The sequence below is a fragment of the Ferruginibacter lapsinanis genome (genome assembly GCF_020783315.1).
In the GTDB taxonomy this organism is placed as follows: domain Bacteria; phylum Bacteroidota; class Bacteroidia; order Chitinophagales; family Chitinophagaceae; genus Ferruginibacter; species Ferruginibacter lapsinanis.
The window spans coordinates 1,572,003-1,586,599 of the sequence record NZ_CP086063.1; the positions used below are offsets into that span (position 1 = coordinate 1,572,003).

The 14,597-nt window shown below is 37.6% G+C and carries 11 protein-coding genes; 7 read left to right on the forward strand and 4 right to left on the reverse strand.

The genetic code is table 11. The annotated features are described in order from the left end of the window. Window positions 1-5 precede the first annotated feature (5 nt). The 4 genes from LK994_RS06860 (at window position 6) to LK994_RS06875 (ending at window position 6,055) form a co-directional block, all read left to right on the forward strand. Window positions 6-950, forward strand: a complete 945-nt coding sequence (locus tag LK994_RS06860; protein WP_229762156.1) for a TerC/Alx family metal homeostasis membrane protein — start codon at window positions 6-8, stop codon at window positions 948-950. Continuing rightward, window positions 951-3,443 (forward strand): bifunctional UDP-N-acetylmuramoyl-tripeptide:D-alanyl-D-alanine ligase/alanine racemase, encoded by a 2,493-nt coding sequence (locus LK994_RS06865; protein ID WP_229762157.1) that lies wholly within the window; start codon window positions 951-953, stop codon window positions 3,441-3,443. It begins immediately after the preceding gene. Between the two features lie 36 nt (window positions 3,444-3,479). Beyond that, window positions 3,480-4,151: a lipoprotein signal peptidase gene (locus tag LK994_RS06870; RefSeq protein WP_229762158.1), complete on the forward strand. Its 672-nt coding sequence runs from the start codon at window positions 3,480-3,482 to the stop codon at window positions 4,149-4,151. Window positions 4,152-4,381: 230 nt separating this feature from the next. Continuing rightward, window positions 4,382-6,055 carry a hypothetical protein gene (locus LK994_RS06875; RefSeq protein WP_229762159.1) on the forward strand — a complete coding sequence of 558 codons (1,674 nt, stop codon included), beginning with the start codon at window positions 4,382-4,384 and terminating at the stop codon, window positions 6,053-6,055. An 80-nt stretch (window positions 6,056-6,135) separates the two neighbouring features. Here the strand turns inward: LK994_RS06875 and fumC are convergent, their stop codons facing one another. Then, window positions 6,136-7,536, reverse strand: a complete 1,401-nt coding sequence (gene fumC / locus LK994_RS06880) for a class II fumarate hydratase (protein WP_229762160.1) — start codon at window positions 7,534-7,536, stop codon at window positions 6,136-6,138. A gap of 86 nt (window positions 7,537-7,622) precedes the next feature. Here fumC and LK994_RS06885 point away from each other — a divergent pair, with 86 nt between their 5' ends. The 3 genes from LK994_RS06885 to LK994_RS06895 are packed head-to-tail and all read left to right on the forward strand — an operon-like array spanning window position 7,623 to window position 11,794. Next, entirely contained in the window at window positions 7,623-8,756 is a 1,134-nt protein-coding gene (locus LK994_RS06885) for a glycoside hydrolase family 53 protein (protein WP_229762161.1), read from the forward strand. Window positions 8,757-8,765: 9 nt separating this feature from the next. Next, a complete protein-coding gene (galA, locus tag LK994_RS06890) occupies window positions 8,766-11,207 on the forward strand; it encodes a beta-galactosidase GalA (RefSeq protein WP_229762162.1) in 2,442 nt (813 codons plus the stop codon). 5 nt (window positions 11,208-11,212) lie between these two features. Beyond that, window positions 11,213-11,794, forward strand: coding sequence for a C40 family peptidase (locus LK994_RS06895; protein ID WP_229762163.1), 582 nt, complete (start codon window positions 11,213-11,215; stop codon window positions 11,792-11,794). A gap of 12 nt (window positions 11,795-11,806) precedes the next feature. On the opposite strand, the gene LK994_RS06900 is transcribed toward LK994_RS06895, so the two are convergent. From LK994_RS06900 to gltX, 3 genes are read right to left on the reverse strand one after another with little or no spacing between them, the layout of a single operon-like run. Beyond that, complete coding sequence (locus LK994_RS06900; RefSeq protein ID WP_229762164.1) at window positions 11,807-12,589, reverse strand: enoyl-CoA hydratase/isomerase family protein; 783 nt, start codon at window positions 12,587-12,589, stop codon at window positions 11,807-11,809. A 19-nt stretch (window positions 12,590-12,608) separates the two neighbouring features. Beyond that, window positions 12,609-13,016, reverse strand: coding sequence for a cobalamin B12-binding domain-containing protein (locus tag LK994_RS06905; RefSeq protein ID WP_229762165.1), 408 nt, complete (start codon window positions 13,014-13,016; stop codon window positions 12,609-12,611). Between the two features lie 8 nt (window positions 13,017-13,024). After that, complete coding sequence (gene gltX / locus LK994_RS06910; RefSeq protein WP_229762166.1) at window positions 13,025-14,551, reverse strand: glutamate--tRNA ligase; 1,527 nt, start codon at window positions 14,549-14,551, stop codon at window positions 13,025-13,027. Window positions 14,552-14,597: the final 46 nt, after the last annotated feature.

Here is a 14,597-nt window from a genome sequence, read left to right on the forward strand (position 1 = left end):
TTTTCATGAAAATAGAAATGATATATCTGGTTTTTGGTGCGGTTGTTATTCTGGCACTGATCTTTGACCTGGGACTCCTGAGCAAAAAAAACACTGTCATCAGTTTAACAAATGCATTGACACAAACATTTTTTTGGGTAGCGTTGTCTTTTTTGTTTTTTGCTTTTATCTGGCACGAAAACGGCAAAACAGATGCAGTTCAATATATCTCGGCTTATTTGTTAGAGTGGTCTCTTTCAATTGATAATATTTTTGTCTTCATTATTATTTTCTCTTTTTTTAAAGTAAAAGAAAACAGTTATTCAAGGGTGTTATTACTGGGGATTTTAATGGCAATTGTTTTTAGGATAGTTTTTATCGCTTTAGGAAGTGAGTTAGTTGCAAGGTTTGGTTGGATCATGTACATCTTCGGTGCGTTCCTGGTATATACCGGTATTAAAATGTTCGGCAGCAGTGAAGAAGCGGAGTTTAATCCCGAAGAAAATTGGGCGTACAGATTTATGCGGAAATTTATGCGTACTACAGATGAAGAACCCGATGGTCGGTTTATAATCATGAAGAACAAAAAAGCATATTTCACCAAGCTTGCAATGGTGGTGATCATGTTGGGTTTGATTGACATAGTTTTTGCGTTAGATTCAATACCGGCTGTTTTTTCTATTATACCCGATCCGTCCAAAAAATTACTGATCTATTCATCCAATATTTTTGCAGTATTAGGGTTACGCAGTTTGTTTTTTTTATTGCGTGGGGCAGCAAGCAAATTCGATTATTTACAGCAAGGGATTGCGATCGTATTGGTTTTTATAGGAGTAAAAATGTTGGTAGCAGAGTGGGTGCATTTGCCCGAATGGGTATCTCTGCTGGTGATACTTTTTTGTATCGCCGGAGCTATTGTATATTCGATCTATCACAAACGAAAAGGTGAGCCAAAAGAAATAACTGAATAATTGTATACTACATCTTCCATAGCAGGTATTATTAAAGCCAATTGGTTGCAGCAAAGTTCTGATGCAACTATTGAGCACATTTTGCTGGATAGCCGGAAATTGCTGTTTCCTGATAAGACATTGTTCTTTGCTTTGAATGGTGAAAGAAGAAATGGCTCCTTGTTTATAAGAGAATTGTATGATAAGGGTGTGATGAATTTTGTTGTAGAGGAAGATTTTTCTGAAAATGCAATCATTAATTTTCCCGGTGCAAATTTCTTACAGGTTAAAAATGCTTTACAGGCCTTACATTTATTAACGGCCTACCACCGTAAAGCATTCAATATTCCTGTAATTGGCATTACAGGAAGCAATGGGAAAACAATTGTAAAAGAATGGTTGTATCAGTTGCTGCATGATGAATATACTATAGTTCGTAATCCGAAGAGCTATAATTCGCAGATAGGTGTGCCCTTAAGTGTTTGGCAGATAAACAGTCAACATACGCTGGGGATATTTGAGGCTGGTATTTCTCAGCCAGATGAAATGCAACGGCTGGAAAAAATAATCGAACCAACGATCGGTATATTTACCAATATCGGGCAAGCGCATAGCGAAGGGTTTTTAAATATCCGCCAAAAAATAAATGAGAAGCTAAAACTTTTCATAAACACCGGTGTGTTGATCTATTGCGCCGATAACCCGGATGTGAATGAAGCCATAACAACCTTTGCTACTAATGTAAGAAATGGAGATGCGTTCACACTTTTTTCGTGGAGCAAAAAAAATCAGGCAACACTACAGATTTTATCGGTAGAGAAAAATGAGGATCAAACATTGGTTACTGCAAATTATCAGGAAGCTGTGATCAATTGTGTTATTCCCTTTGTGGATGATGCGTCAATAGAAAATGCCATTAATTGCTGGTGCGTTTTGTTGTATTTAAAAATCGGGCATCAACTGATTGCCGAAAGAATGCTTCATCTGCGTAATGTAGAAATGCGATTGGAGTTAAAGCAGGGCATGAACAATTGCTCTATCATCAATGATAGCTATAGTGCAGATATAAATTCGCTGACGATAGCATTGGATTTTTTGTCGCAGCAACAACAGCACTCCAGCAGGACATTGATATTGAGTGATATTTTGCAATCCGGTAAAAATGTGAAAGACCTGTACAGTGATATAGCAGCCATACTCCAACAAAAAAATATTAATCGTTTAATTGGGATAGGTCCGGAAATTTCTAAGCAAAAGGAAGTGTTTAAAAATATTCCGAACTGTTTTTTCTTTTCTTCTACCAATGATTTTAAACAACAGTTTCATTCATTACATTTTTATAATGAAACGATTTTACTTAAAGGTGCAAGGGTCTTTGAGTTTGAGCAGATCAGTCATTTATTAGAACAAAAGGTACATCAGACAGTTTTGGAAATAAACCTCAATGCAGTTACTCATAATTTAAAAGAATACCAACAGCAATTAAATCCCGGGGTTAAATTGATGGCAATGGTAAAAGCATTCAGTTATGGTAGTGGAGGATTTGAAATAGCAAATCTCTTGCAGTTTCATAAAGTAGACTATTTAGCGGTAGCATATGCTGATGAAGGAGTAGAGCTTCGTAAAGCTGGTATTACATTACCTATAATGGTGATGAATGCCGAAGAAACTACGTTTGATGTATTGGTACAATATAACTTAGAGCCTGAACTTTTTTCATTTAATATGTTATCGCTGTTTCAAGATTATCTTGAAAAGAGTGGTATCAGTTATTATCCTGTACATATTAAAATTGATACAGGAATGCATCGTCTTGGCTTTGAGCAACAGGATATGGAACGGTTGGCAATCGTGTTAGCAACATCCTCCATATTTAAAGTACAATCAGTTTTCTCTCATTTAGCAGCAAGTGATTCAGCTTCGCATGATGATTTTACGCAGTTGCAGTTCAGGTCATTTATGCAATGTTGCGATTTGTTGAAAAGCAAGATCGGCTACTCTTTTCTATGTCATATTGCTAATACGTCGGCTATCCATCGCCATAAAGAAATGCAGTTGGATATGGTGCGTTTAGGAATTGGTTTGTACGGGGTAGATAATAATTCGTCAATGCAGCAACGATTAAAAAATGTAACCACCTTAAAAACAACCATCTCACAGATAAAAAAAGTAAAAGCCGGCGAAAGTGTAGGATATAGCCGAAAGGGGGTGGCTGTAAAGGATTCTGCAATAGCTACCGTACGGATAGGATATGCAGATGGTTACCCGAGGGCATTAAGCAATGGTGTTGGAAAAATGTGGGTGGGTGGTAGTTTGGTGCCGGTGATCGGTAATGTTTGCATGGATATGACCATGCTGGATATCACCGGTTTAAATGTGGAGGAAGGGGATGATGTAGTCGTATTTGGAGAGGTGTTATCAGTAAATGATCTATCGGTTTGGGCTGATACCATTCCTTATGAGATCCTTACAGGAATATCGCAAAGAGTTAAAAGGGTTTATTACGAAGAATAGCCTAAACTTTCTAAAACAGTATCTTCGCAAATAATTATGAAAGGAAGAAATTTAGCATTTATTATTTTATTTATTGTTCTGGCAGATCAGGCATTAAAGATTTATATCAAAACACATTATGTTATCAACGAGCAGCACAATTTGTTGGGCAACTGGAGTCGGTTACTTTTTGTAGAAAATGAAGGCATGGCTTACGGGATGTCTTTTGGTGGCGAGTTTGGAAAGATCCTTTTAACCTTGTTCAGGTTTGGTGCGGTGATCTTTGGTGTATGGTATTTGCGAAACATCATTCAGAAAAAATATCATAGTGGCTTTATTATTTGTGCCGGATTGATATTTGCCGGAGCCTTGGGGAATCTGATCGACAGTATGTTTTACGGATTGATTTTTGAAGAGAGTACTCCGATGAATGTTGCCAGAATTTTTCCAAAACATGGATATGCAGGCTTTTTGCACGGTAAAGTGGTGGATATGTTGTATTTCCCATTAATAAGAGATGCACATTTCCCTGATTGGTTTCCTGTTTGGGGGGGAGAAGAATTTGAATTTTTCAGACCGATATTTAATTTGGCAGATGCAGCTATTTCAGGTGGTGTGATTGCTATTTTATTATTTCAGAAAAGTTTTTTCAAACACCATGATAACCATGATCAACCGGTAACTGTTGAAACAAATGCTGTGGTAAATGACGATGTGCAGGTACAATAACATTTTTTAGTTATTATTCAAATCTTAGGTCGATCTTTCCTGCGATATCCTTAGGTTTTTGCCCATGCATCAAATTCAACAGTAATGGAATCTATAGTTACAAATATGTCACTTATTGATATTATGCAAATAAAGTGTAATACTTAAGATTAAAGAGTTTCGGGTATCTCAAGGTATGCTATAATAATAATTGTTACTTTTATCAATATTTTTAATCACATAATCACTTTATGAAATTTTTGCATTCATTGTTAGCTGCGGTAATTTGCCTGACAGTTATCTTTTCAGCCTGTAAAAAGGATGATGTTTTTACCGATAGGTTATCTTCCGGAACACTGAAAGATTCTTCGGGAAATTGTTTACCAAGTAGTGTACACGGCGTGTATAATTCCGGAGTTACTTTATTAGTAGAACATTATATAGATGTGCATGTAAATGTAGATAGCGTCGGCTCTTACCTGATCGCCACAGATAGTATAAACGGTTATTCTTTTAAAGGCACCGGTACCTTTGGTGTTAAAGGAGATAACCTGGTTCGTTTATATGGCCATGGCACGCCTCTTTTTGGAGGAGTTAATGTATTTACCGTTCGGTATGGTTCATCGGCTTGTACTGTAGCGGTTACTGTAAGAGGCAGTGTAGCAGTGCCAGCAGTGTTTACTTTAAACGAGTCAGCCGGAGCTTGCCCAGGGGCCACATTGGAAGGAACTTTCTCTTCCAATATACCTGCTACATCAGCCAATAAAGCAAAATTAGGGGTAGTAGTAACAACTCCTGGAACATATAGTATAACAACTACTGCTGTTAATGGTGTTAGTTTTTCCGGTACAGGAGCTTTTACCACAACAGGTCCGCAAACATTAGTGCTAACTGCTAATGGAACACCTATAGCATCCGGAGCTTTTAATTATACTGCCACAGTGAATGGCGTAAGTTGTACTTATAGTGTTACTGTTGCAGATGGTCCGGCCGCGGCAGTGTTTACTTTAGGAGGAAGTCCCGCTGATTGTACAGGTTTTTTATTAGCAGGCGCCTATCAGGCAGGCACAGGATTAACCAGCTCCAACACAGTTACCTTCCAGGTTAATGTAACAACAGCTGGCGCTTATTCATTAAGTACAAACAGTGTTAATGGGATATCATTCAGCGGTTCAGGAACATTTACAACAACCGGCTCACAAACTGTAGCACTAACGGCTACGGGCACACCGATAGCTGCAGGCAATAATACGTTTACAGTAACTGCTGGTAGTGGTACTTGTACTTTTAGTGTAACTACAGCTCCAGGAACTGTTACCCCACCGGTTGTAAATAATGATTATTATCCTTTGACTCAAAACAGTTATTGGACATATGATGAGGTTTATCCAGGATCAACGGGAGATACGCTTAAACTAGCTGTAAATGGCACTGGAACTTTTAGTGGTAATTCGTATACAAGAATGATAACCACATTCCCGGATGCGTCGACAGATACTATATATGCAAGAAAGAGTGGTAATGAATATCATGCATGGACATATACCGACCAATTTACTTATTCTGTCTTTTTTGATGTAGGAACTTATGCAGACATTATATTTCTGAAGGAAGGCCCTACAGGAACTACATGGACCTCTGCAACATACTCAGGCACAGAATCAGGAGTTGCTACCAGTTTAAAATATGTATTTACCATTAGTAATGGTAGCACCAGTATTACCACAAATGGAGTTACTTTCAGTAATGTAATAAAAGTGACACAACAAACACAGGTAAGCATTATGGGGTCTCCTTTTTCAACAATTGAAACTGTTGAAAATTATTATGCCAAAGGTATAGGGCTTGTATATGCTAAAACGGTACCGACAGGATCAACTACTCCTGAGGATGAGCTTAGCATCAGACATTACCAGGTTAATTAAATAACAGCTTCAAAATAACTTAATAAATTAAAAGCCACTCAAAGTTGAGTGGCTTTTAATTTATTAAGAGGAGCAAGGGATTAATCGATCTTTCCTACCATATCTTCAGGTCTTACCCAGGCATCAAATTCTTCAGGAGTTACATAACCTAATTTAACTGCCATTTCTTTTAAGGTAGTTCCTTCTTTATGTGCTGTTTGAGCGATCTCGGCAGCTTTGTAATAACCGATCTTTGTATTAAGTGAAGTCACTAACATCAAACTGTTGTCAACATGTTTTTTGATATTGGCTTCTATCGGCGCTAATCCGATAGCACATTTATCATTGAAAGAAACGCAACCATCACCGATCAATCTTGCACTGTGTAAGAAATTATAGATCATCACCGGTTTAAACACATTCAATTCAAAATGCCCCATACTACCGCCAACACTGATCGCAACATCATTACCCATCACCTGAGCAGCGATCATTGTTAAAGCTTCACATTGTGTAGGATTCACTTTGCCTGGCATGATAGAAGAACCAGGTTCGTTGTCAGGAATAAAAATTTCGCCTATGCCTGAACGTGGTCCTGATGAAAGCATACGGATATCATTTGCAATTTTCATTAAACTAACTGCAACTGTTTTCAAAGCACCATGAGCTTCAACAATAGCATCATGTGCAGCCAAAGCTTCAAATTTATTTTCAGCAGTAATAAAAGGTAAACCAGTTAATGTTGCAATATGTTTTGCCACATTTTCAGAATATCCGGCAGGGGTATTGATGCCTGTACCAACGGCTGTACCACCCAAAGCTAGTTCACTTAAATGAGCCAATGTATTTTTGATAGCCTTTAATCCATGATTCAATTGAGATACATAACCGCTGAACTCTTGTCCTACGGTTAATGGAGTTGCATCCATAAAATGCGTACGACCAATCTTTACCACTCTCATAAATTCCTTGCTTTTAGCAGCAAGTGTATCTCTTAATTTTTCGATCCCGGGGATGGTAGTTTCAATTAAAATTTTATATGCTGCAATATGCATAGCTGTTGGGAAAGTATCATTAGATGATTGTGATTTATTTACGTCATCATTTGGGTGCAGAAACTTTTCTTTATCGCTTAATTGTCCGCCATTTAATACATGACCTCTATAAGCAACTACTTCATTTACGTTCATATTGCTTTGGGTACCGCTACCGGTTTGCCATACAACTAATGGAAAATAATCATTCAGTTTATCAGCTAAAATTTCATCACATACTTTTCCGATCAGATCAGATTTTTCTTTTGATAAAACACCTGCATCAAAATTGGTTAATGCTGCCGCTTTCTTCAAATATGCAAATGCTTTAATGATCTCCTTAGGCATTTTGTTAATGTCCTGAGCAATTTTAAAGTTATCAATACTACGTTGTGTTTGTGCTCCATAATAGGCATCTACCGGTACTTTTACTTCACCCATAGTGTCCTTCTCTATTCTGTATTCCATAAAAAATATATAAAGGTTTTTAATATAATTATTGCAAAATTACAGTAAAACAAGTAGTAAATTGAGTAGAATTTAAATGTAGCTATATGAGAAATATCAGTGTTTACTGTTTATTGTTATTATCGGTAGTTTTTACTGGCTGCAGTAAAAAAATTGTAACAACCAATACACCTCTCAGTAAAATTTATAGTTGGACCCAGTTTAGTATGGGGGCAGATCTTTCTTATGCAACTCAGATGTTGGATAAGGGTGTAGTGTATAAAGATGCTGGCGTAACAAAAGATATTTTTACCATTTTTAAAGATCACGGTTGTAATACAGTAAGATTAAAATTATGGCATACACCAAAAGCATATACCTCAACCTGGGGAGGAAATGATCAGGAATATAATGATCTGCCTAAAGTAGAAATGCTAATAAAGAAGGCAAAGGATCTGGGGATGGCAGTAAATCTTGACCTGCATTATTCTGATACTTGGGCAGATCCGCAGCGGCAGGAAATTCCGGCAGCTTGGAAAGGACTTACATTAGATGTAATGAAAGATTCAGTATATCAATATACAATGAATGTATTGAATGAATTGAAGAAAAAAAATCTGGTTCCTGAAATGATCCAGGTGGGCAATGAAACCAACATCGGCGTTCTGTGGCCGGTAGGGCAAGTGGTCAACAATGATTATTCTTCTTTTGCAAAATTTTTAAACGCAGGCATCAAAGCGGTAAGAGATTTTTCTGTTACCTCAACTGTTAAGCCAAAAATAATTTTGCATGTAGCTCAATTACAACATGCAGTATCTTGGACAAAAGGTATAACCGAAGCGGGCGTTACCGATTTCGATATTATTGGACTTTCTCATTATGCCGATTGGTCCACCATGAATACAATGCCTGAGATCACAGCATTGGTCAGTAAACTAAGAACAACGTATAACAAAAAAGTAATGCTGGTGGAAATTGGTTATTGGTTTGATGCTAAAGAAGCAAATGGATATGTGATCAAGCAAACACCGGTTGATGGGTATCCGTTCACTATTGAGGGGCAATATAAATATTTAAAAGATGTAACGCAGGCTGTAATTAACGGTGGCGGAAGTGGTGTACAATACTGGGCTCCGGATTATATGGGTACGGGTGGAGAAATGACTGTTCGTTCTTTAGTGGATGCAAACGGAAATGTTTTGCCTGGAATTAACTTTATGAATTTTCCTTACAAATTTTAATTGTTGAAGATGCGAAAGATATTTTTTGTTGTTGGATGCCTGATGATCCATATTACATTTTACGCTCAATCTATTGTACGTGAAAAAATTTCTATGGATAGAAATTGGAAATTTCATTTAGGAAACGCATCCGATCCGGTAAAGGATTTTAATTATGGAATTGATAGAAGTTTGGTAAAAGCCGGAGAATCTTACGGCGCCATCAATCCAGATTTTAATGACAGTAGTTGGCGTGTATTGGATGTGCCACATGATTGGGCAGTTGAACAACCCTTTGTTTATAAAAAAAGTGATCCAGTATTGGCGCATGGTTATAAACCAGTTGGAGGTTTGTTTCCTGAAATGAGTATTGGCTGGTATCGTAAAAGTTTTTTTGTTGCAGCTAAAGATTCGGGCAATCGTTTTGTCATTCATTTTGATGGTGTGTATAGGAATTACAATGTTTATTTGAACGGACATTTTTTAGGAAACAACCAAAGTGGTTACACAGAAAGTAGTTTTGATATAACCGATTATATCAATTATCACAAAAAAAATCAATTGGTTGTAAGAGTAGATGCAACGCAATACGAAGGCTGGTTCTACGAGGGGGCAGGTATCTATCGGCATGTATGGTTAGAGAAATTCAACAATGTACATATTGCAGAATATGGTACGTATGTTACAACAACTAATACTGATACTACGAGCCTTGTTTCAATTGAAACAACTATTGCCAATGATGGTTTTGTAAAAGCAAAGACTAACATTACTTATTATGTAACAGACAGAGATGGGAAAAAGATCACCGGCACATTGGTTGAAGGGGTTTCTGCGGCTGCAGGGGATGTAAAAAAGATTAAACAACAAATAAAGTTCCCCAACCCGATACTGTGGTCTTTAGAGAATCCTTATTTATACAAATTGATAACGCTGGTAAAACAGGATGATAAGATCATTGATAGTACCACAACAGTCTTTGGTATTCGTACAATTGTAATTGATGCAAACAAAGGTGTATTGTTAAATGGAAAGCATGTTAAGATCAAAGGAACCAATAATCACCAGGATCATGCAGGAGTAGGTATTGCAGTGCCTGATGCATTACAATACTGGCGTATAAAGACCCTGAAAGAAATGGGCTCTAATGCATATCGTACTTCACATCATCCGCCAACACCGGAATTGCTGCAGGCTTGTGATGAATTAGGGATGTTGGTGTTAGATGAAAACAGGCTAATGGGAACCAGTAAGCAATATGCTGATGAATTTGAAAAATTAATTAAAAGAGATAGAAATCATCCATCCATTTTTTTATGGAGTATAGGCAATGAAGAAGGTTGGATACAAAAAACAGATGTTGGTAAAAGACTGGCGCAAACCATGGTGCAAAAACAAAAACAATTAGATCCATCACGGACTAGTACATACGCAGCTGATATGGGCAATGAAAGACCCGGTATCAATGAAGTGATTCCTGTTCGTGGATTTAATTATCGCATTCCGTTCATCGATGATTATCACAGGGGTAATCCTGGTCAGCCAATCGTTGGAACGGAAACGGGTAGCACTGTTTGTACCAGGGGGATTTATGTGGTTGATTCTGTAAAAGGGTATGTGCCGGATCATGATATTACTTATCCATGGTGGGCATCATCTGCAGAGCAATGGTGGAAACCTAATGCCGATAAGGATTGGTTCATGGGTGGCTTCGTTTGGACGGGGTTTGATTACAGAGGCGAACCAACACCATATGAGTGGCCGAATATCAATTCTCATTTTGGCATCATGGATGTATGCGGTTTTCCTAAAAATAATTATTACTATTATCAAAGCTGGTGGAGTGATAAAGATGTGATACAAGTAAGTCCTCATTGGAATTGGAGCCAAAAGGGAGAAGTAAAAGATGTGTGGGTAAATAGTAATGCTGAAACGGTAGAATTATTTTTAAATAAGAAAAGTTTAGGTAAAAAAGTAATGCCGGTAAATGGACATCTGCAATGGAGTGTAGCATATGCTCCCGGAAAACTAGAAGCAGTTGGGTTTAGAAAAGGTACAAAAATTACGGACTATGTGGAAACAACAGGAGTGCCCGTAAAAATTATTTTATCTCCTGACAGAACAATGATCAATGCAGATGGCGAAGATGTTTGTATAATGAATATTTCTGTAGTTGATAGCAAGGGAAGAGAAGTGCCGGATGCAATGAATCTCTTACAGTTTAAAGTGGAAGGGCCGGCAAAAATTATTGGTGTGGGTAATGGAGACCCGAGCTGCCATGAACCTGATAAATGTGAAGATGGGAAATGGCAAAGAAGTTTATTTAATGGTAAATGCCAGGTAATTATTCAGTCGATTAATGCAGAAGGTATATGTCGGTTGATAGTTACCGGAAATGGTTTGTTGGGGGAGGAAAAACAGATCCAGGTGAAAAAAAATTGGAGCAGGAAATATGTAGCGGAAACTAATTAATAAGTATGGATAGAATTTTTCTGATAACGGTAATATTGTTGGTATTTAATTGTTGTACTTATTTTCAACCTGATAATGTAGCAATAGCTATCCCTGATACTATTCAACAAACTATTTCTGTCGGCGATAGCGTAATTGTTGTTAAGTCGGAGCAATTAGTGAGAGACAGTTTTATTCAGCCATTTATCAATGTAAAAAATATCAATGCTGACAGTGTCATTCATTTTGCAAAAACCTTATTAGGCGTACCATATAAATATGCTTCAACGGATCCTACGGTAGGCTTTGATTGCTCCGGTTTTATTACTTATGTGTTCAATCATTTTAATATAGCCGTACCAAGGAGTTCGGTGGATTTTACAAATGTAGGAACAGCGATTCTCCTTAAGGATGCTGTGCCGGGAGATTTGATCTTATTTACCGGAACGGACAGCTTGATCCGTATCGTAGGTCATATGGGGATCATAACAGAAAATAGTGACACGTTGAAATTTATTCACTCTTCATCCGGCAAGGCCAATGGTGTGGTAATTACTCCGCTAAATAAATATTACAAAACAAGATTTGTAAAAACAATTCGGTTATAAATATGGAATGATCTATTTTCCGGAAAAATTTGCTTTTCTTTTTTCTAAAAAAGCTGTTGTACCTTCTTTCATATCTTCAGTGGCGAAGCAATCTCCAAAGGATTGCACTTCTTTGTCATAGCCACTTTGGTCAGTGTTATTTACAACGGCTGTGTTGATGCAATCAATCACTTTACTGATAGCAACAGGCGCTTTGGTATGAATAATTTGAAGAATATCTTTTGTTCTTTCCAATAAGGTGTCCGCAGTAGTTACATGATTTACCAACCCCAATTGCAATGCTTCATTGGCATCCATTAAATGTGCTGTCATATGCAACTCCATGCTCTTGCCTTTGCCGATCAATTGAGTTAACCGTTGAGTACCACCATAACCAGGTATCAAACCTAAGTTTACTTCTGGTTGGCCGAATTTAGCATTTTCACTGGCTAAACGAAAATGACAGGCCATGGCTAATTCACAACCGCCGCCTAATGCAAAACCATTTACAGCGGCAACAATTGGCTTCTTACTATTTTCAATTTTGAAAAAAATATCTTGTCCTCTTTTCGATAGCGACATTGCCTCCTCTTTTGTATATCCGGCAAACTCAGCAATATCCGCACCTGCAACAAATGCTTTTGTTCCTGCACCGGTAATGATAGCAGATTTTATTTCGGGATTGTTTTGTATCTCATCAACGGCGTTCTCTATATCAGTAAATACCTGTGCATTCAATGCGTTTAGTTTATCAGGACGATTGATAGTGATAATGCAGGTTCCTTGAGAAATTTCAGTTAATAAAGTAGCGTACATTTTTTGTAATTGATGTCAATTAAAAATTTCTATTCGCTTTTACCCAGTCACTGATATAAGCAGCAATGTCTGTAGTGGTAGTACCCGGAGGAAATAATTTGCCTACACCCATTTCATTCAACGATCTCATATCATCTTCAGGAATAATGCCACCGCCGGTAAGCAATACATCATTCATTTCTTTTTCTTTCATCAACCGAATGATCTTTGGAAAAACAGTATTGTGGGCACCACTCAAAATACTGATACCGATCGCATCTACATCCTCTTGTAATGCAGCATTCACCACCATTTCAGGGGTTTGGCGTAAGCCAGTATAAATTACTTCCATACCGGCATCACGTAAAGCGGTGGCAATTACTTTGGCTCCACGGTCGTGACCGTCTAAGCCTACTTTGGCAACCAATACTCTGATAGGACGATTCATATTTAAAGTTAACCAAAAATTTCGGATGCAGTTGCAATTCGACTGATAGTTGCAGCTTTCCCGATCAAGAATGCAATTTGAAAAACCGCCGGACCAAATTTGCCGCCAACCAGCATTATCCTGAACGGTAATTGCAGTTCGCCTGGTTTAATATTTTTTTCTGCAGCCAGTTGTTTAAAAGACTCTTCAATGGCAAGTGTATTCCAATCAGCTATATCACTCAATCTGCTTTGCCATTCTATAAAGAATTTCTTCTTGTCTTCATTCCATTTTGGTTTTACTGCATCTACATCAAATGATTTTGGCGCTTCAAAAAAGAATGATGCCTGCGTATAAAAATCAGGTATTAAAGTACACCTGTCTTTTATCAATGCAATTACTTCTTTCAAATAATTATCATCAGTAATTATAATTCCCTTCTCTGTCAGGATACGCTTGACTTCCGGCAGCAAACTTCCAACCTCCAACTTCTTTATCCATTCATGATTGAACCATTTTGCTTTTTCGAAATCGAATTTTGCGCCGCCTTTGTGAACTCTTTCAATGCTGAATTTTTCTATTAATTCTTCCATCGAAAATATTTCCTGTTCGGTTCCATCATTCCATCCCAATACGGCAAGCAGATTTATAAATGCTTCCGGTAAAAATCCAATTTCTTTAAAGCCTTTTGTGATCTCATTGGTAGTAACGTCTTTCCAATCCATCGCATATACAGGAAAGCCTAAGCGGTCTCCATCTCTCTTACTTAATTTTCCATTTCCATCTGGTTTTAAAATTAAAGGGAGATGAGCCCAATGAGGCATGTCATCTAACCCAAATAAATATTTCCATAATAAAATATGCACGGGAGCACTAGGTAGCCATTCTTCGCCACGAAAGGCATGAGTGATCTTCATCAGATAATCATCAACAACTACAGCTAAATGATAAGTGGGCATGCCATCAGCTTTCAATAATACTTTATCATCTACGTTATTAGTGTCAAATTCCATTTCGCCACGGATCATGTCTGTGAATGGAATGAATTCATTTGGATTTACTTTTATTCTTATTACATAAGGCGTGTTTTTGTCCAGTAATTCCTGCGTTTCTTCGGGTAACAAACGCAAGGAATTATTCATGTTCATGCGGATATGATGATCATATTGAAGGCTGCTGCTTCCTGTAGCTTTTAATTTTTCTCTCATTGATTCCAGTTCTTCTGGTGTATCAAAAGCATAATACGCATGCCCGTCTTTAACTAACTGTAATGCATACTCTTTGTATAGACTCTTTCTCTCGCTTTGTCTGTAGGGAGCATAAGGTCCGCCGTGTACAGGACTTTCATCAGGCACCAAGCCACACCATTTTAAACAATTGAAAATATATTCTTCTGCACCTGGTACAAAACGGGTTTGATCGGTATCTTCTATTCTTACAATAAAATCGCCGCCATGTTTTTTGGCAAACAAATAATTAAATAATACAGTACGTACGCCGCCTAAATGTAAGCCTCCTGTAGGGCTGGGGGCAAATCTTACTCTAACTTTACTCATAGCTGCAAAGGTAGGTATTGCAGGTAAATTGAATAAAAAAACCGTT

Excerpts from the sequence above, each read along its gene's own strand:
- LK994_RS06900 (WP_229762164.1), bottom strand. The coding sequence starts at position 12,589 with ATGTACGCTACTTTATTAACTGAAATTTCTCAAGGAACCTGCATTATC.
- LK994_RS06875 (WP_229762159.1), top strand. The coding sequence starts at position 4,382 with ATGAAATTTTTGCATTCATTGTTAGCTGCGGTAATTTGCCTGACAGTT.
- LK994_RS06895 (WP_229762163.1), top strand. The coding sequence starts at position 11,213 with ATGGATAGAATTTTTCTGATAACGGTAATATTGTTGGTATTTAATTGT.
- LK994_RS06860 (WP_229762156.1), top strand. The coding sequence starts at position 6 with ATGAAAATAGAAATGATATATCTGGTTTTTGGTGCGGTTGTTATTCTG.
- fumC (WP_229762160.1), bottom strand. The coding sequence starts at position 7,536 with ATGGAATACAGAATAGAGAAGGACACTATGGGTGAAGTAAAAGTACCG.
- gltX (WP_229762166.1), bottom strand. The coding sequence starts at position 14,551 with ATGAGTAAAGTTAGAGTAAGATTTGCCCCCAGCCCTACAGGAGGCTTA.
- LK994_RS06905 (WP_229762165.1), bottom strand. The coding sequence starts at position 13,016 with ATGAATCGTCCTATCAGAGTATTGGTTGCCAAAGTAGGCTTAGACGGT.
- galA (WP_229762162.1), top strand. The coding sequence starts at position 8,766 with ATGCGAAAGATATTTTTTGTTGTTGGATGCCTGATGATCCATATTACA.
- LK994_RS06870 (WP_229762158.1), top strand. The coding sequence starts at position 3,480 with ATGAAAGGAAGAAATTTAGCATTTATTATTTTATTTATTGTTCTGGCA.
- LK994_RS06885 (WP_229762161.1), top strand. The coding sequence starts at position 7,623 with ATGAGAAATATCAGTGTTTACTGTTTATTGTTATTATCGGTAGTTTTT.